Source organism: Amycolatopsis sp. lyj-90 (genome assembly GCF_046549035.1).
Lineage (GTDB): Bacteria > Actinomycetota > Actinomycetes > Mycobacteriales > Pseudonocardiaceae > Amycolatopsis.
This window is the reverse complement of sequence record NZ_JAJPWP010000012.1, coordinates 131345-149013: the sequence shown is the minus strand read 5'-3', so window position 1 is coordinate 149013 and position 17669 is coordinate 131345. Positions and strand designations below refer to the sequence as shown.

At 68.7% G+C, this 17669-nt stretch carries 16 protein-coding genes; 2 read left to right on the top strand and 14 right to left on the bottom strand.

Annotated elements, in window-relative coordinates; translation table 11 throughout:
• Positions 1 to 116: 116 nt before the first annotated feature.
• From ACLJPX_RS36690 to ACLJPX_RS36640, 11 genes are all read right to left on the bottom strand, one after another.
• On the bottom strand, positions 117 to 1235 hold the full coding sequence (locus ACLJPX_RS36690) for an ABC transporter ATP-binding protein (protein WP_101611185.1): 1119 nt from the start codon (positions 1233 to 1235) through the stop codon (positions 117 to 119).
• The gene (locus tag ACLJPX_RS36685; protein ID WP_410604910.1) at positions 1232 to 2227 is read right to left on the bottom strand and encodes an ABC transporter ATP-binding protein; all 996 of its coding nucleotides are present in this window, start codon (positions 2225 to 2227) and stop codon (positions 1232 to 1234) included. The genes ACLJPX_RS36690 and ACLJPX_RS36685 overlap by 4 nt, the downstream gene beginning before the upstream one ends.
• A gap of 6 nt (positions 2228 to 2233) precedes the next feature.
• Positions 2234 to 3169: an ABC transporter permease gene (locus ACLJPX_RS36680; RefSeq protein ID WP_410604909.1), complete on the bottom strand. Its 936-nt coding sequence runs from the start codon at positions 3167 to 3169 to the stop codon at positions 2234 to 2236.
• The gene (locus ACLJPX_RS36675) at positions 3166 to 4167 is read right to left on the bottom strand and encodes an ABC transporter permease (protein ID WP_410604908.1); all 1002 of its coding nucleotides are present in this window, start codon (positions 4165 to 4167) and stop codon (positions 3166 to 3168) included. Before ACLJPX_RS36675 ends, ACLJPX_RS36680 begins: the two co-directional genes overlap by 4 nt.
• A gap of 85 nt (positions 4168 to 4252) precedes the next feature.
• Entirely contained in the window at positions 4253 to 5794 is a 1542-nt protein-coding gene (locus ACLJPX_RS36670; RefSeq protein WP_410604907.1) for an ABC transporter substrate-binding protein, read from the bottom strand.
• A 447-nt stretch (positions 5795 to 6241) separates the two neighbouring features.
• Positions 6242 to 6739 (bottom strand): uridine kinase, encoded by a 498-nt coding sequence (locus tag ACLJPX_RS36665; protein WP_410604906.1) that lies wholly within the window; start codon positions 6737 to 6739, stop codon positions 6242 to 6244.
• A gap of 44 nt (positions 6740 to 6783) precedes the next feature.
• Complete coding sequence (locus ACLJPX_RS36660) at positions 6784 to 7221, bottom strand: DUF2304 domain-containing protein (RefSeq protein ID WP_101611191.1); 438 nt, start codon at positions 7219 to 7221, stop codon at positions 6784 to 6786.
• Between the two features lie 12 nt (positions 7222 to 7233).
• A complete protein-coding gene (locus ACLJPX_RS36655) occupies positions 7234 to 7935 on the bottom strand; it encodes a glycosyltransferase family 2 protein (protein WP_410605076.1) in 702 nt (233 codons plus the stop codon).
• Between the two features lie 59 nt (positions 7936 to 7994).
• Entirely contained in the window at positions 7995 to 9971 is a 1977-nt protein-coding gene (locus ACLJPX_RS36650) for a DUF6541 family protein (protein WP_410604905.1), read from the bottom strand.
• 73 nt (positions 9972 to 10044) lie between these two features.
• Positions 10045 to 11343: a hypothetical protein gene (locus ACLJPX_RS36645; RefSeq protein ID WP_410604904.1), complete on the bottom strand. Its 1299-nt coding sequence runs from the start codon at positions 11341 to 11343 to the stop codon at positions 10045 to 10047.
• Complete coding sequence (locus ACLJPX_RS36640) at positions 11340 to 12356, bottom strand: glycosyltransferase family 2 protein (RefSeq protein ID WP_410604903.1); 1017 nt, start codon at positions 12354 to 12356, stop codon at positions 11340 to 11342. Before ACLJPX_RS36640 ends, ACLJPX_RS36645 begins: the two co-directional genes overlap by 4 nt.
• 61 nt (positions 12357 to 12417) lie before the next feature.
• Between ACLJPX_RS36640 and ACLJPX_RS36635 the strand changes: the two genes are divergently transcribed.
• Positions 12418 to 13530 carry a UDP-N-acetylglucosamine 2-epimerase gene (locus ACLJPX_RS36635; RefSeq protein WP_410604902.1) on the top strand — a complete coding sequence of 371 codons (1113 nt, stop codon included), beginning with the start codon at positions 12418 to 12420 and terminating at the stop codon, positions 13528 to 13530.
• An 89-nt stretch (positions 13531 to 13619) separates the two neighbouring features.
• Here ACLJPX_RS36635 and recR read toward each other — a convergent pair whose 3' ends face one another.
• Together recR and ACLJPX_RS36625 are read right to left on the bottom strand one after the other, a co-directional pair.
• On the bottom strand, positions 13620 to 14216 hold the full coding sequence (gene recR, locus ACLJPX_RS36630) for a recombination mediator RecR (protein WP_101611196.1): 597 nt from the start codon (positions 14214 to 14216) through the stop codon (positions 13620 to 13622).
• A 1-nt stretch (position 14217) separates the two neighbouring features.
• The gene (locus ACLJPX_RS36625) at positions 14218 to 14574 is read right to left on the bottom strand and encodes a YbaB/EbfC family nucleoid-associated protein (protein ID WP_410604901.1); all 357 of its coding nucleotides are present in this window, start codon (positions 14572 to 14574) and stop codon (positions 14218 to 14220) included.
• Between the two features lie 89 nt (positions 14575 to 14663).
• Here ACLJPX_RS36625 and ACLJPX_RS36620 point away from each other — a divergent pair, with 89 nt between their 5' ends.
• Positions 14664 to 15506 carry an N-acetylmuramoyl-L-alanine amidase gene (locus ACLJPX_RS36620; protein ID WP_410605075.1) on the top strand — a complete coding sequence of 281 codons (843 nt, stop codon included), beginning with the start codon at positions 14664 to 14666 and terminating at the stop codon, positions 15504 to 15506.
• A 60-nt stretch (positions 15507 to 15566) separates the two neighbouring features.
• Here the strand turns inward: ACLJPX_RS36620 and ACLJPX_RS36615 are convergent, their stop codons facing one another.
• Positions 15567 to 17663, bottom strand: coding sequence for a DNA polymerase III subunit gamma and tau (locus ACLJPX_RS36615; protein ID WP_410604900.1), 2097 nt, complete (start codon positions 17661 to 17663; stop codon positions 15567 to 15569).
• Between the last annotated feature and the right edge of the window lie 6 nt (positions 17664 to 17669).

Genomic DNA, 17669 nt, shown 5'->3' with positions numbered 1-17669 from the left:
GGCCCGTGCCTGGTCACGCGAGGGTCGTGCGTGGCGGTCCCCCGTGCAATGAAAGGCCCGTTACTTGCAAAATTTGCAAGTAACGGGCCTTTCCTAGCATTCGGTGACCCCAAGACCTACAGGATCTCGGCCGCCGAGCCGACGTCCGGCAGACCGCCGATGTCGGGGTTCAGGTCCCCGGACTCGACGAGTTCCGCCTTGACCTCGTGCGGCCGGATCCGGCCGTCACGGATGTCCTCCGCGTAGTGGCAGGCCACCCGGTGCCCGGCGCCGATCTCCCGCAGCTGCGGGCGGTCGGTGTCGCACAGGCTCTGCTGCTTCCACGGGCACCGCGTGTGGAACCGGCACCCGGACGGCGGCCGCGCCGGCGAGGGCAGGTCGCCCGCGAGCAGGATCTGCTCCCGGTTGTCCTCCACCTCCGGGTCCGGCACGGGGATCGCCGAGAGCAGCGCCCGCGTGTACGGGTGCAGCGGGTTCTCGTACAGCGCGTCGGCGTCGGCCTCTTCGACCAGCGAGCCGAGGTACATCACGCCGATGCGGTCGGAGATGTGCCGCACCACCGCGAGGTCGTGCGCGATCACCAGGTAGGTGAGCCCGAGCTTCTGCTGCAGGTCTTCCAGGAGGTTGATCACCTGCGCCTGCACCGAGACGTCCAGCGCGGACACCGGTTCGTCGGCGACGATCAGGTCCGGCTCGACGGCGAGCGCCCGCGCGATGCCGATGCGCTGGCGCTGGCCGCCGGAGAACTCGTGCGGGTACTTCCGCAGCGAGGACTCGGGAAGCCCGACGGCGGACAGGAGTTCGCGCAGCCGCTTGGCCGTCGCTTCCTTGTCCTTGTCGAGGCCGTGCGCCTTCATGCCCTCCCGGAGAATGGATTCCACCGACTGCCGGGGGTCCAAAGAGGACATCGGGTCCTGGAACACCATCTGCATCCGGCGGCGGGCCTTGCGCAGCGCCTCGCCCTTGAGCCCGGCGACGTCCGTGCCGTCGAAGACGACGTTGCCGTTCGTCAGCTCGGTCAGCCGGAGGATCGCCCTGCCCAAAGTGGACTTGCCACAGCCGGATTCGCCGACCAGGCCGTAGGTTTCACCCTTGCGGATGGCCAGGTCGACGCCGTCGACGGCGTACACGTGCCCGACCGTCTTGTCGACGACGATGCCGCGCTTGATCGGGAAGTGCACCTTGAGGTCGTTGACCTCGAGCAGCACTTCCTGCTGCGGAACCACTGAGGTCATCGTGCCCCTCCTCGTGCGGCCACGGCCGGGATCACCGGGTTGTGGCAGCGCAGCAGCCCACCGCGATCGGGGGTCAGCTGCGGTGAAACCTCCCGGCACACGCCGAGAGCGTTCGGGCAGCGGGGCGCGAAGGCGCAACCGCCGTCCCACGGGATGTTGTCGGCGACGGATCCCTTGATGGGGATCAGTTTCTCGCCGCGGCCCGCGTCGAGACGCGGGATCGAGGCGAGCAGGCCGTGCGTGTACGGATGCCGCGGCTCGGCGAACAGCGCGTGCCGTTCGGCGCGCTCGACGATCTTGCCGCCGTAGAGTACGTTGACCTCGTCGCAGAGACCGGCGACGACACCGAGGTCGTGCGTGATCATGATCAGCGCGGTTCCGGTGTCCTGCACCAGTTCCCGCAGCAGCGCGAGGATCTGGGCCTGGATCGTCACGTCGAGCGCGGTGGTCGGCTCGTCGGCGATGAGCAGCCGCGGACGGCACGCCAGCGCGATCGCGATCAGCGCGCGCTGCCGCATTCCGCCGGAAAGCTGGTGCGGGTACTCGGAAAGCCGCCGCGACGGGTCGGGGATGCCGACCTTGTCCAGCAGTTCCGCCGCTTCCACCGACGCCGCCTTGCGCGACATCCCGCGGTGCCGCTCCAGCACCTCGGTGATCTGCAGGCCGATCGGGATGACCGGGTTCAGCGAGGACAGCGGGTCCTGGAAGACCATGCCGAGGTCGCGACCCCGGCGGTCCCGCATTTCCTTGTCCGACAGGCGAAGCAGATCCGTGCCTTCGAACGACACCGAACCACTGACGTGGTTGCCGCGTTTCGCGAGCAGCCGCATGATCGCCAGGGACGTCACGGACTTGCCACAGCCGGATTCGCCGACCAGGCCGACGGTCTGACCGGGCTCGACGTCGAAACTGACCTCGTCCACCGCGGTGAACGGCTTCTCACCGCGCCGCTGGAAAACGACCTTGAGGTCGCGTACTTCGAGGAGTGCCATCAGAAATCACCGCCTGTTCTTCGGATCGAGGGCTTCCCGCAAGGACTCGCCGAGCAGCGTGAACCCGAGCGCGACGATGATGATCGCGATGGCCGGGTAGTACGCCAGCTCGGGGCGGATGTCGAGGAACTGCCGAGCGCTGCGGCTCAGCATGATGCCCCATTCCGCCCGGTTCGGGTCCGGGTCGCCGAGACCGAGGAACGACAGCGCGGCCGCCTCGAGGATCGCGGTCGCCAGGGTCAGCGTGGCCTGCACGATGACCGGGCCGAGCGAGTTCGGCAGCATGTGCCGCAACACGATCGAACCGCGTTTGACGCCGAGCGACGTCGCCGCGAGCACGTGGTCGCTGTGTCTTTGCGCGAGCATCGAACCGCGCAGCAACCGCGCGAAGATCGGCACGCCGACCATCGACACCGCCACGATCACGGTCCACTGGCTCGGCTTCTGGAACAGCGCGGCGACCGAGATCGCCAGCAGCAGCGAAGGCACCGACAGCATGACGTCGACCAGGCGCATCAGCACCGTGTCGACCCAGCCGCCGAACGCACCGGCGAGCCCGCCGATGATCATGCCGACCACGACGCCGATGATCGTGGCGAGCACACCGACGAGCAGGGTGTTCTGGGCACCGACCAGCAGACGCGAGAGATAGTCGCGGCCGAAGTCGTCGACACCGAGCGGGAAACCGGCCTGCGCGCCCGGGATGATGCCCTGGCCGAGGATGACCTCGCTCTGCAGGTACCGCTCGTAGGGGTCCTTCGGCGCGATGAACGGCGCCAGGATCGCCACCAGGATGAACAGGCCGGTGATCACGCCGCCGGTGATGGCCACCGGGCTCCGCAGCATCCGGCGCAGCGCCTCACCGCCGAGGCTGTGCCCCTTCGCCGAAGACTCGGCGAGCCTGTCGATGGGCTCTTTCTTCTTGTTCAGCAATGTGTTCATCGGACACGCACCCTCGGGTCGATGAGCCCGTACGAGACGTCGACCAGCATGTTCACCAGCACGTAGACCAGCGCGCCGAACAGCAGCAGCGCCTGCAGACGCGGGTAGTCACGCCGCTCGATGCCTTCGGCGAGCAGGAAACCGAGGCCGCGGAAGTTGAACACCCGCTCGGTCAGCACGGCGCCACCGAGCAGCGCGCCGGTCTGGAGGCCGATGACGGTGACCACCGGCAGCAGACCGTTGCGGAGCACGTGACGGCGCCGGACGACCGGCTGGGTCAGGCCCTTCGAGTTGGCCGTGCGGATGAAGTCCTCGTTAAGCACGTCCAGCACCGACGCGCGGGTGATCCGGACGATCACCGCGAGCGGGATGGTGGCGAGCGCGAACGCGGGAAGGATCAAGTGGGTGATCGCGTCCCAGGCGGCGTCCCATTCCTGGGTGATGATGCCGTCGAAGATCGCGAAGCCGGTGACCGTGGTGGCGTCGAGCCCGGCCATCTGGCGGCCCTGCGAAGGAAGTCCCAGCGGGGCGGCGAGCACGTCCTGCATCATGTAACCGAGGAAGAACACCGGCACGGCGACGCCGACCAGCGAAAGCACGATGATGACGTTGTCGACGGCCCCGCCGCGGAACCGGGCGGCCAGGTAACCGAACGGGATACCGAGGCCCACCGCGATCAGCATCGCGCAGAAGCCGAGTTCGAGAGTGGCGGGAAGGAAGTTCCCGATCTCCGACATGACCGGCTGGGCGGATACCAGCGAGTTGCCGAAGTCGCCGGTGATGGCCCGGCCGAGGAATTTGAAGTACTGGACGAAGATCGGATCGTCGAGGCCGAGAATCCGGTTGAGGTCGGCGATCTTCTCCGGGGTCGCCTTGTCACCCAGGAGGGCGCCGGCGGGACCACCGGGCAGTGACCGGAGCCAGGCGAAGATCAAAATGGACAGGATCAAGAGCGTCGGTATCGCTTGTAGCAGCCGACGCACGAGAAAACGGAGCACGTGCGTTCCTTTGTTGCCAGCCCGGGAATGGGCCGAAGGGGGCGGGTGCGGTAGCACCCACCCCCTGCGACTCAGTGGTGGTGGATCAGTTGACCGTGACGGTGTAGAAGCGCTCGTCGGTCAGCGGGCTGGCGACCAGGCCCTTCACCTTCGGGCCGACGACGATCGCCGGGGGGCCGTAGGAGATGGGGATGGCGGGCAGGTAGTCCATGATCTGCTTGTTGACTTCCTGGTACGCCTTGGTGTGCGCCTCACCGGCGGGGGCGGCGTCCGCGGCGGAGAGGGCGCTGAACAGCTCGGGGTTGGTGAACCCGAACTCCGCCTTCTCGCGGCCGAAGAACGTGCCGACGAAGTTACCGGCGTCGTTGTAGTCACCGGTCCAGCCGAGCAGGTGGACGTCCTGCTTGCCTGCCTTCTGGACGTCGTCCTTGTAGCCACCGTTCCACGGCTTGGCGATCGCCTCGACCTTGATGCCGATGGCCTTCATGTCCTCGGACAGCGAGGTGAAGATGTCGGCGGGGTTCGGCATGTACGGCCGGGTGACCTCGGTCGGGTAGTAGAACTTCAGCGTCATGCCCTCGGCGCCGGCTTCCTTGAGAAGCTGCTTGGCGCGCTCGCGGTCGAACGGGTACTTGGTGACGCCGTCGTTGTAGCCGTCGATCGCCTTCGGCACGAACTGGGTCGCGGTCTCGGCGCCCTCGGGGAGCTTCGACTTCACGAACTGGTCGCGGTTGAGGCCGTAGGCCAGCGCCTGCCGGACCTTGAGGTCCTTCAGCTTCGGGTTGTTCTTCTGGTTGATGCCCAGGTACAGGATGTTGAACGACGGGCGGATGAGCACCTGCTCGCCGTCGTTGCGCAGCAGGCCGTAGTCCGCGGGCGACGGGTAGTCGAAGCCCTGGATGTCGCCGGCCTTCAGCGCCTGCTTGCGGGCGTTCTCGTCCGGGATGACCTTGAAGACCAGCTTGTCGAGCTTGGCCGTCTGGGTCGGCGAGTCGGTCGCCTTCGACAGCGTGATCTCACCCTTGGCCTGGTCCCAGCTCTCGAACTTGAACGGGCCGGTGCCGGTCGGGTGCGCCGTGGCGTACTCCGGGTAGGAGAACGAGTCACCGCTCTGGGTGACGTTGTCCGCGTTGTACTTCTTCAGCGCGTCCGGGCTCTGGATCGACAGCGACGGCAGCGTGAAGGCGGCGGGGAACGCGCCCTTGGCCTTGTTCAGGTTGAGGATCGCGGTCGACTCGTCCTTGGCCTGGCAGTCCTTGAACACGGGGTCGCCGGAGGCGTCGCCCTCGTTCTTGGCGAAGCCCTCGAAGACGTCGCCGTAGTAGATCATCTGGCTCTGGGCCGCGGCGCCCTTCATGTTGAACATGCGGTTGAAGTTGAAGCAGACCGCTTCGGCGTTGAACGGGGTGCCGTCGTGGAACTTCACGCCCTTCTTCAGGGTGAAGGTCCACGTCTTGCCTTCGTTGCTGCCTTCCCACTTCTCGGCAAGGCCGGGCTCGAGATCCGCGGTGCCCGGCTTGTTCATGATCAGCGTGTCCATCATCTGGCGGATGATGCGGAAGGTCTCACCGTCGTCGTTGAAGAGCGGGTCGAAAGTCTTCGGGTTACCGGCGGCGCCGAAGACCATGGTGCCTCCCGAGCCACCCCCTGCGCCTTCTTCACGCTTCGAATCGGCACAGGCGGAAATGGAGACCGCGAGTGCGCCGGCAAGCCCGATCAGGGCCACACGGCGTGCTCGGGTCACCCGCAGTTGCTGCATCTGGCACCCCTTGAGGAGAATTTCGGTGTTTAGTCACCGTCGGCGTCGGTCGGAAAACTCGAACTCCGCGGACGATCGGTGTGCCCGCCGACACTAGCGGGAACTCGGCCCGCACTTAAGCACGCGAGGTTACGATCGCGCTACACGAAGGCCAATACGACAGCAAAGTGTCGGCAATTCCGGACGGAGCGTAATCAATTCAGCACCACTAACGCGCAGAGTGCCGGGTCACTAACACAAATGGGTGTCCGCCACTAGGCTCAATGGTTCACTGACAGAAGTGGACAACCCCCGGCCGGGTAGCGAGATCGCCACTCACGACCATGGCGTGACCACGTGATCCGCCGCGGCCTTGGTCCCGTCGACGGCGAACCAGCCGCGCTCGAACAGCTGCCACCGCCGTAGTTCCGCCCGCGAGGCCTCGCCGTCCCGGCCCGCGCCGCGGTCGAGGAGCTCGGCTTCGCTCCCGCCGTCCAGCCAGACCAGCAGGGACAACGACGGCCGGATCCGCGCCCTGCCACTGGAAACGCCTTCCAGCACCAGGACGTCGGGGACGTCGAGCTCGACTTCTTCACCTGGCAGAGGGACGCCGCTGGACCAGTCCACCCGCCGGTAGCCGCCCGGCTCGCCCGCGCGCAATGGCTCCAGGACACCGGTTTCCAGCCGCGGCCACCACGAAACGGGCTCTTCCCAGGTGGCGAATTCGTCGGTACTGACCAGGGCGGCACGGATTCCGCGGCCGCCGAGCTCCGCGACGATCTTTCCGGCCAGTGTGGACTTCCCGGCTCCGGAAGGCCCGTCGATGGCGAGCACGCGAACGGCGCCTAGCCGGGGCGGGGCCGCCAGGATCGCGTCGATCAGCGTGCGCGTGCGGGGCTCACTTCGGGGAGCCCTTTGACGTTGTCGGGCGTAGCGGTCCTGGCTTCGAGCGCGGCGACGCGTTCTTCCAGGTCACGCTGGGCGTCGGCGAGTTCGCAGCGGAGCAGCGCGATCTCCTCGACAGAGGTCCGGACCTCTTCTTCGAGATGCCCGACCTCGGTCGACAGATGCAGCGCGACCAGCGCCAGCACCACACCGGCCAAGAGGAATACGAAGTTCGACGGCGTTTGGACGCCGGTTATGCGGGCCATGAAGTCGGCGGCCTGCGGAACGAGGGCGAGCACCACCACGCCGATGGCGAGGACGAGCCAAACACCCGCGTACTTTTCCCGCAGTTTCCGCCGTCGCATCATCTCGAGGACGACGAACAGCACAAGACAGGCGACAACGATGCTGAGAATGCGCCAGCCAGCCATAATCAGCTCCTTTTACGCCGAATCCGACGAGTCGACGGCGGGGCGGCGGCGCACCAGCGCCAGCAGCAGGGCGAGTCCGGCTCGGCCGAGGTAGACGGCCGATTTCACCGGGGAATGGCTCGGCGTCCCGCCGATCCGTTCCCGCATGATCACCGGGATTTCCTTGATCTTCAGTTCGGCACGGATCGCCATCACCAGCGACTCGACCGTGTCGCCGAGATATTCGGCCGGGTAGTACCCCGCGAAAAGTTTGATCGCCTTCGGGCCCATCGCTTTGAACCCGGAGGTCACGTCGGTGAGCCTGGTCTTCCCGAGCCGGGAGAAAACGAGCGAGAGGACGACCATCGCGTATTTCCGCGGGCCGCTCGCCTTGTACGAACCCTTGCCCGCGAACCGCGAACCGATCGCGATGTCGGCGTCGTCGAGCGCGTCGAGCAGGGCGGCGACCTCGTCGGGGTCGTGCTGGCCGTCGGCGTCCACCTGGACGACGACGTCGTAGCCGCGGGCGGCCGCGTACCGGAAGCCGGTGCGCATCGCCCCGCCGACGCCGAGGTTGACCGACAGGCGGGCCACCTCCGCGCCCGCCGCACGGGCGAGCTTGGCCGTGTCGTCGGACGAACCGTCGTCCACCACCAGCACGTCCATGCCCGGCAAGGACTGCTTGACCTGGGAAATGACCGCGCCGACAGTGGCCTGCTCGTTCAAGGCAGGCATCACGATGAGTACGCGACGCGTGGTCACGGACGTACTGGACACTGGATCACTCTATCTTCTTACTGGCCGTGAGCGGTGTCGGACCCGGTGGTGGCGCCGGCGGCGACCACACCTTGCTGACCTTCGATTTCGTAAACCGACGCGTCGGGGTTGTGGAAGACGCGCTTGAAACCCGGAGTGATGTCGAGGCGCTGGAGGCCCACCGCGGACTGCGCGTTGGGGGCCACCTTGCCCTTGCCGACGAGCACGTAGCGCACCTTGAGATCGGTGAGCGCGGCGCGCACGCGCGGCTCGCGGTTGATGTCGTTCAGGAACACGCTGAGCCAGCCCGCCTTGGTGGTGAACTCGGCGCCGTAGTTGGTCCACTCGACCGGCTGGGCCCCGGAAAGGGCGTACATCCACACCGAGCCGTCGGCCTTGTCGTTCATGACGCGCTCGCCCGGTACGACGTGCTTCCCGAGCCAGGCGTAGGCCTCTTCCTCGCCCTTGCTGACCGAGGGGCCGTCCGCGCCGTAGTTCAGCGCGAGCCGCGCGGAGTTGCGGCCGATGTAGCCACCGCGGCTCAGCACCGTGACGACCAGCCCGATCACCAGCGCGCCCGCGATGGCCGCGGTGACCGGGTTCAGGTTCGGCTTGCGCTCGCGGACCTTGTCGGCGAACTTGCCCGACGCGGTGTGCACGAACTCGCCGAACGCGACGGCGCCCGCCAGCGGCACGAGCGCGCCGAGCCGCCAGTGGTCGTTGTAGAACGGCCCGGTCAGGGTGTGGATGAGCGGGGTCTCCAGCGAGATCGTCGCGGCGAACAGGCCGCCGAGGACCACGTACGCGCCGACCATCCAGAGCATCCGCCGGTGCCGGACCAGGAAGAACACCCCGATGATCGCCGGGATGCCGATCCACCACTGCGGGAAGGCCGCCATCGGCGAGAACGTGATGGTCTGCCCGAGCGCGCCGGACACGCTGGTTTCCGACGCCCAGTACGCGCTGGTCACGCCGCCCGCGTTGTAGAGCGCGGGCAGGACCTGCGGCACGCCGAGGACGGCCGCCATCGCGATCGTCGCCACCAGCGAGGCGGCGCTGCGGCGCCAGCCGATCTTCTCCAGGCGGAACAGCACCGCGAGCAGGATCAGCAGGAAGTAGACCATGATCACGAAGATCAGGCTGGTGTGCAGGCCGGCCAGCCCGGCGACGCCGACGCCGATCGCGACCGGCCCGGCGATGCCGTGCGGCTTGAGCAGCAGACGGGCGAGCGCGAGCATCGCGGGCACGAGCGCCACGCCCGCGACGTACGGCCACAGCGGGCCGCGCCACAGCGAGTCGTACGGGAACGCGGTGAACCAGGTGGACACGGCCGCGGCGGCGGCGGTCGCGAGGACCGGCATGCGCCAGGCGCGGCACATCGCCGCGACACCGAGCGGGACGGTCAGGACGACCATGAGCGCCGCCAGGTTCAGCGTCGGCATCATCGTCAGGCCGCCCTTGCCGAAGACCAGGGCGAGCAGCGCGTGATAGGTGTCCGGGTAGAAGTAGTCGGTCTGGTTCGGCAGGTTCGCGATGGTGCCGACCGTCGACGCGCGCGCGTCGCCGTGTTCGGCGATCCAGCGCACGAGGTTGCCGTGGAACGGGGCGTCCCAGCCCTGCTGGACGTTCTCCAGGGTGTGCGAACCGCGCAGGAAGGTCACCGTGCCGACGCCGAGCCCGACCAGGACACCGGCGCCGATCAGCAGGTGGTCGCGCGGGGAACGGCTCGGCGCGTCCTCGTCGTCTTCGTCCCAGTCGGGGTGACGCTTCGCGGTGAAGCGGAGCACGAGGAACGAGAGGCCGAAACCGACGACCGACAGCAGCAGGACCCACAGGCCGACGTTCAGCATGTTCCAGCGGATGCCGAAACCGCCGAGGATCGGGATGCCGATGGCGACGAGGCCGAAGGTCAGCAGCGGGGCCGCGGCGGCGAGGGTCCAGCCGCGCAGCCTGATCGCGGCGCCGAAGACGAGCCCCGGCAGCCAGAACGCCAGCAACACCAAAAGAACGTTCATCGAATTCGCTGTCCAACCCTATTCGGCGTTAAGAAACGCCACCCCGTTCGCGGCGCGCGATGGCGCGGCCACACTATCGAGACGTTTCGGACGGCTGTGCGTTGCCCGTCCCGGGGGTGCCTCTCACCACGAACGCCATGACCACCAGGAGCCCGACCGTCGGACCCGCGGCGAGACCCACGACGGCACGCACGACGGTGTCGCCGGGGAAGAACAGCAGGACCAGCGCGGTCGCGACGACGACGGCGGCCCAGGTGACCAGTACTTTCTTGGCCTTCGCCTGCGCGACGAGGACGGCGGCGAGCAGCTGCATCGTGGCCAGCAGCACCGAAGACCAGACCAGCCCGGCCATCCACCAGGCCTCGGGATCGTTCTTGGCGCCGTAGACCAGGCGGACCACCCACGGGCCGATCAGCCAGCCGATCAGCGCGCCGAGGGCAGCGAGCGCGAGCGCGGCCATCGAGCCGAGCGCGAGCAGCCGCCGCAGCCGGTGCTTGCCCTCCTCGGTGCTGGACAGGCGCACCACGGTCGGGACGGCGAGCGCCTGGACCGGCGCCATCAGCGTGAGCGGAGTCCTGGCCACGAACAGGGCGAGGAAGAGCACGCCGAGCTTGTCCTTGTCACCGCCGGGCGCGAGCAGGCTGACCAGCGCCGGATAGCCGGTGATGACGCTCGCGGTGAGCCCGGCGCCCGCGAGCAGCATGAGCATGTTCGTGACGATCGGCTTCGCGGGCTCGTCGGCGTCCAGCTTCGGGTCGACCAGGCGGGCGGCGCCGCGGGCGAACAGCAGCCAGGCGAACGAGCCGGTCGCGGCGGCGATGGCGAACCAGTACAGCTGGGTGAGCCCGGCGACCACCAGCGCGCCGACCACGAGGATCCGCACGGCCGCTTCGACGAGGATCAGCCAGGAGTAGGACCGGACGTGGTCCTGGCCGATGAGCAGGCCGCGCGCGGCGAACTGGAAGGCGAACGAAAGGCCGCCCGCCAGCACGATCACGGCGAGCGCGAACTGGCCGCCGTAGACCTTGTCCGTGATCGGCGGGAGCAGGGTGACCAGGCCGACGACCACCACGGCGATCGCGCTGGTGACGAAGGCGAGGACCGCCGGCCGTCCGGCCTTGCGGCCTTCGAGCGCGGCGTGCGCGGACTGGCGCGAGATCTCCTGCTCAAGCGGGGACAGGGCGGCGCCCAGCCCCATCAACATTCCCCAGAAGGAGAGCAGGACAGCGTTGTCAGCCTTGGACAGCGTCCGGCCCCAGACGACGGTCAAGACATAGCCGAGCGCGATCGCGATCAGCAGGTAGACGCCGATCCGCCCGGCGGACTTGCCGGTGTCCTTCGCCAGTTTCTCGCCAGTCACCGCGGTGCTCATTTACGCAGCCGGGCCCGCAGCGCCAGGAAGAGGCCGCGCAACGCGCCCGCCCCGAATCCGGCGGCGAACACGGGCGTGAGCTGGGCGACCGCCTTGGCCTCGGCCTTGGTCGCGCCGAACTTCGTCACCGCGAAACCGGCGGCCGTCGATCCGACGGCGGCCAGCGTGACGGCGGTCTTCGGGCGCTTCGCGGCGACACCGAGTCCGAGCACGCCGACGGCCATCGCGGCGAACAGGCCGTTGCGCGCGGGCCCGGGCGACGCGAGATACGAATCGACGAACGTGGTGCCGCGGAAATACGACTGCCCGACGAACTTCTTGAACGAATCGCGACCGTGGTAGGTCGCGGAGAACTCCGGGGCGAGGAAGATACGGTGGCGTTCGGCGATCCAGCGCAGAACACCCGTGTCGTCACTGGCGAAACGGACGTCTTCGAAGAGCGACTCGAACGCGTTGGACGAATCCTCGAGAACGTCCTTCGGCGCGGAAAAGAATCCGGTGCCTTTCGGGAAGACGTCGAACTCTTCGATACCGAACGACATCAACCGCGGGTTCGCGCAATAACGGCGCCACGGGATCTTGACCAGCCCGGCCATGAATCCCGCATACGGATTGTGTTCGGACGCGACGTTGATGTGACCGTTCCACACCGCGCGCTCGGGGTGGTCGACGAGCTGGTCCCGCAGGAAGACGAGCGAGGAGGAATCCACGATCACGCGGCTGTCGAGCAGCAGGATCTGCGTCCCGGACGCCTTCGCGATGCCCGCCCGGCGCGCCTCGAACCGGCCGCTGTTCGGCTGGGTGAGGACGGTGATGCCGTACAGCTCCTGCAGCCGGGCCAGCTTGTCGCCGGTGCCGTCGGTGCTACCGTCGTCGACCACGACGACCTCGACCGGCCAGTTCGCCGCCTGTGCCGACGCGATCAGCGCGCCCACACTGCGGTCGATCCAGTCCTGCTCGTTGTAGACCGGGATCACGACGGACAGGGCCGGGAGGAGCGAATTCGCACTCACCCCGGCGAGGCTACCTTGCGCGGCCCACCAGTATCCTTCGGGCACCGCAGACCCCGACAGAATGGCTCTTCCGGTGATTTCCTTCATTCTCGGCACCACGGCGGAACTGATCAAAATCGCGCCGGTCTACCACGGCATCCTCGAACGCGGGGTCCGGCCGAAGATCTGGTTCACCGCTCAGCACGTCGACGAGGTCTCGGACGTTCTCGCCGACCTGAACCTCCCGGAGCCCGACGTCTGGCTGGTCCCGAAGGAGAAGGCGCACAACCTGGAGTCGCCCGCGCAGGTGCCGGGCTGGGCCGCGCAGGTGCTGCGCACCGCGTGGAGCCGCCGCGCCGAGCTGAAGGCCGCGCTGGTCGAGGACGGCCGTCCCCCGCTGGTGCTGGTGCACGGCGACACCTTCACCACGCCGTACGGCTCGCTCATCGGGAGGCGGATCCTCAAGTCGCGGGTCGGGCACGTCGAGGCGGGCGCGCGGTCGGGCAGCATCATGTCGCCGCTGCCGGAGGAGCTGAACCGGAAGATCGCCGCGAAGATCGTCGACATGCACTTCGCGCCGAGCGCGCGTGAGGTGAACAACCTCCGCAACGCCCGCGGCGTCGTCGTCGACACCGAGGCGAACACCGCGATCGACGCGATGCGGCTGGCCATCAACGGGCCGCTCGACCTCGAGGGGCTGCCGGAGAAGTTCGGCCTCGCCACCCTGCACCGCTTCGAGCTGGTCTCGCGCGCGGACAAGTACCGCGAGGCGCTGGAGATCCTGCGCGAGCAGAGCAAGCAGATGCCGATCCTCTACATGGCGGGCGCGCCCGAGCGCGAGAAGATCCGCGCGCTGGGCCTGGCGAACCTCTTCGACGAGAAGAACTTCATCATCCAGCCGAAGATGCGGTACCTGAAGTTCCTGCCGCTGGTCGCGCGCGCCGAGTACGTCGTCACCGACTCGGGCGGCCTGTCGGCCGAGTGCTACTACCTCGGCCTGCCGTGCGCCGTGCACCGCGAGCGCACCGAGACGCCGCAGCACCTCGGCGAGACCGTCGTGCTGACCGAGATGCGCGGGGACAAGCTGCAGAACTTCCTCGACACCTACCAGAACCGCCGCGGTGAGTCCTGGGTCGAGAAGTTCCACCCGTCGGAGATCATCGTCGACACGCTGGCGCGCCTCGGCTACTGCTGACGCCTTCGCTTTTCGCGCTCCGCGCGCGCTATGAAAGGCCCGTTACTTGCAAAATTTGCAAGTAACGGGCCTTTCATAGCATCCGGAACCTAGAGCGCCCGCCGCCCCGAAAGCGCGCGGCCCAGCGTCAGCTCGTCCGCGAACTCCAGGTCACCGCCCATCGGCAGGCCCGAAGCGAGCCGGGTCACCGACAGGCCGGGGAAGTCGCGGAGCATCCGCACGAGGTACGTCGCGGTCGCCTCGCCTTCGGTGTTCGGGTCGGTCGCGATGATGATCTCGCTGATCTCCGCGCCACCGATCCGCGCGAGCAGCTCACGCATGCGCAGCTGCTCTGGCCCGATGCCGGACAACGGGTCCAGCGCGCCGCCGAGTACGTGGTAGCGGCCCTTGAACTCGCGCGTCCGTTCGACGGCGAGCACGTCCTTCGGTTCCTCGACCACGCAGATGACCGTGAGGTCGCGGCGGGTGTCGCGGCAGATCCGGCAGGTCTCCTGTTCCGAGACGTTGCCGCAGATCTCGCAGAACTGCACGCCTTCCTTGACCTTGCCGAGTACTTCCTGCAACCGCGCGATGTCCGCGGGATCGGCCGCCAGCAGGTGGAAGGCGATCCGCTGTGCGCTTTTGGGACCGACGCCGGGCAGTCGCCCGAGCTCGTCGATCAGATCCTGGACGACACCCTCGTACAAGCTAGCCGCCGAGCCCGGGGAAGCCGCCGAGGTCCGGCATCCCGCCGCCGAGGCCGCCGGCGAGCGGGCCGAGCTTCTGTTCCGTGAGCTTCTGCGCGTTGGCCGAGGCGTCCCGCACGGCCGCGACGACCAGGTCGGACAGGGTCTCGACGTCTTCGGGGTCGACCACCTTGGGGTCGATGGCCAACGACTTGAGCTGGCTGTCGCCGGACACGGTCGCGGTGACGAGGCCGCCACCGGAGGTGCCGGTCACCTCCGTGTTGGCCAGCTCTTCCTGGGCCTCGACCAGCTTCTGCTGCATCTGCTGGGCCTGCTGCATGATCTGCGACAGGTCGAAGCCGCCACCGGGTTGCACCATGATCCGATCGGTCCTCTCCTGGAAAATCCTGTGCCGCCTACCAGCCTAGCCGTCACTCGTGTGGCACCGTTGGCGCCGTGCGACGACGGATGGGTCTTGTGGTGGCGATCGGATTGGCGCTGTTCACGGCGTGCGGCGTGGAGACCCCCGCGGCACCGCCGCCGACTCCGGCCGCCCCGGGGACGACGACCGTCCTCACCACCCTCCCGCAGCCGAGCTCCGCGCCGAGCGTGCCGCCTTCGAGCGCGCCCCAGCCGCCTCCCGCCACGTCGCAGCCGAAGACGGGCAAGGTCGTCGTGCTGGATCCCGGTCACAACGGCGGCAACTCCGGCAGGCCCGGTGAGATCAACAAGCAGGTCCCGGCCGGGCGCGGCAAGACGAAACCGTGCAACACCACCGGAACGGCGACGAACTCCGGCTATTCCGAGCACGCGTTCACCTGGGACGTCTCGCAGCGGATCTCGGAAGCCTTGAGCGCCAAGGGGATCCGGGTCACCCTCACCCGGCAGAACGACACCGGCGTCGGGCCGTGCGTCAACGAGCGTGCCGCCATCGGGAACGACGCCGGGGCGGACGCGGTCGTGTCGATCCACGCCGACGGCTCGAATTCCGCGGGCGCGCACGGCTTCCACGTCGCGTATTCGGCCCCGCCGCTGAACGCCCAGCAGGGCGAGCCCTCGATGAGACTCGCGACGGCGTTGCGAGACGGCATCCGCGCCGGCGGCTTCCCGACGTCGACCTACCTGGGCACGAACGGTCTCGCGCCGCGCGCCGACCTCGGCGGGCTCAACCTCTCGACCCGGCCCGTCGCGCTCGTCGAATGCGGGAACATGCGCAACGCCGCCGAGGCCGCGACGATGTCGAGCGAAGAGGGCCGCCAGCAGTACGCCGCCGTCATCGCGAAGGCCATCGCGGACTACCTCGCGGGCTGACCCCTCGCGTTTAGTCCTCTGGTTGCGGTCCTTGCACGCGCAACTACCGCATTTAGAGGACTAATTGCGTTCTTCGAGCGGGCGCGCGTTGAGGTGGTCGGTCAGCAGCTTCCTGGCGATCTCTTCCGGGTCCTTGTCGGGCGGGAGCGGCGGAGGAGGCGGCGCGGGGCTCGCGTCCTCGGAGTAGAGCTCTTCGTCGTCCTCGACCGGCTCGGGCGGGAGCGGGATGTCCGGCTCGGTTGTCGCCACCTTCGGCCGCTGGGGCTCCGGCTTCGGCGGCGGAGGCGCCGGAGCGGCACCGGGCGCCTCGGCGGACCGGCGGGTGAAGGACCGCTCGGGCCCGGACGGCGGCGGCGCCGCAGCGGCCTTGGGGGCCGAGGCCTGCCGGGCCTGCGCGGCGCCGTGGACGCACCGCACCTGCCAGTCGCCGCCGAAGACCTCCTTGAACGCGGCCGCGATGCGCTCCGCGTTGTGCGGCTCGGAAAGCCGCCGCGCCAGGGGTTCGGCGTTGTGCGTGAGCGTGACGGCGTTGCCTTCGACGTTCGCCACACTGGCCTGCGTCAGCATCGACGCCGTCACGGTGCCGCCGGGGGCCTTGCGGATCGCGGTCAGCACGTTCGGCCAGCGGCCGCGGATCCCTTCCGTGTCCGTCCCGCCCGCCGACGGCGACGACACCGCTGCCGCTGCCGCTGCCGCTGCCGCGGGCGCGGCAGGAGGCGGGGTGGGCGCGGAAGGACGCTGCGGGGCAGGGCGTTCGGCGGCAGGCTCGGGACGCGCCACGGGCTGGGGCGCCGGTGCGGGTTGCCGGGCGGGCTCGGGCTGCTGGGCGGGAGCGGCGGACCGTTGCGACGGCCGCTGGAACTCGCGCACGGGCTCACCCGCGGGCGCCGCGGGCGCCGGTGCCGGAGCGGATTGCGCGACCGGCGCGGACTGAGCAACCGGCGCGGCAGGCGCGGCTTGGACAGCTTGGACGGCACCTGCGACGGGGGCCGGCGCCGAAGCGGCGCGGCGCTCGAGTCGTTCGAGCCGGGCGAGCAGCGCGTCGGTGCCCTCGGCGACCGACGGCAGCAACATCCGTGCCGTCAGCAGTTCCAGCACCAGCCGCGGCGAGGTCGCGCCCCGCATCTCCAGGAGTCCACTGTGGACGATGTCGGCGTAGCGCGAGAGCGTGGCGGGCTCCAGTTTGCCCGCCTGCTCCTTCATTTTCTTGAGCTCGTCGTCCGGCGCGGAGACCAGACCGCGCTCACCCGCGTCCGGCACCGAACGCAGCATCACCAGGTCGCGCAGGCGGTCGAGCAGGTCGGTGGCGAACCGGCGCGGGTCGTGCCCGGCCTCGGCAAGGCTCTCGACGGTGCCGAACACCGCGGACGCGTCGTCCGCGGCCAGCGCGTCGACCATGCCGTCGATGAGCGCGACGTCGGTGACGCCGAGCAGGGACACCGCACGCGGGTAGTCGACGCCGTCCGGCCCGGCGCCCGCGAGCAACTGGTCCAGCACCGACTGCGTGTCCCGCGCGGAACCACCGCCCGCGCGGATGACCAGTGGGTACACCGCGGGCTCGACCTGCGCGCCCTCGGCGGCGACGTTGCGTTCGAGCAGTTCCCGCATCGACTTGGGCGGGATCAGGCGGAAGGGGTAGTGGTGCGTCCGCGACCGGATGGTGGGCAGCACCTTGTCCGGTTCGGTGGTCGCGAAGATGAAGATCAGGTGCTCCGGCGGCTCTTCCACGATCTTCAGCAGGGCGTTGAAGCCCTGCGTGGTGACCATGTGCGCCTCGTCGATGATGAAGACGCGGTAGCGCGAGTCCGCCGGGGCGTAGAAGGCCCTGTCCCGCAGCTCACGGGCGTCGTCGACGCCACCGTGACTGGCCGCGTCGAGCTCGGTGACGTCGACGCTGCCGGGGCCTTCGGGCGCGAGGTTGCGGCACGAGTTGCACTCGCCGCACGGATCCGGCGTCGGGCCCTTGGCACAGTTCAGCGAACGCGCCATGATGCGCGCACTCGACGTCTTTCCGCAGCCGCGCGGGCCGGAGAAGAGGTAGGCGTGGTTGATCCGGCCTGCCGCCAGCGCGATGCGCAGCGGATCGGTCACATGCTCCTGCCCGACGACCTCGGCGAAGGTAGCCGGACGGTACTTTCGGTATAGAGCTAGAGCCACGCGTTG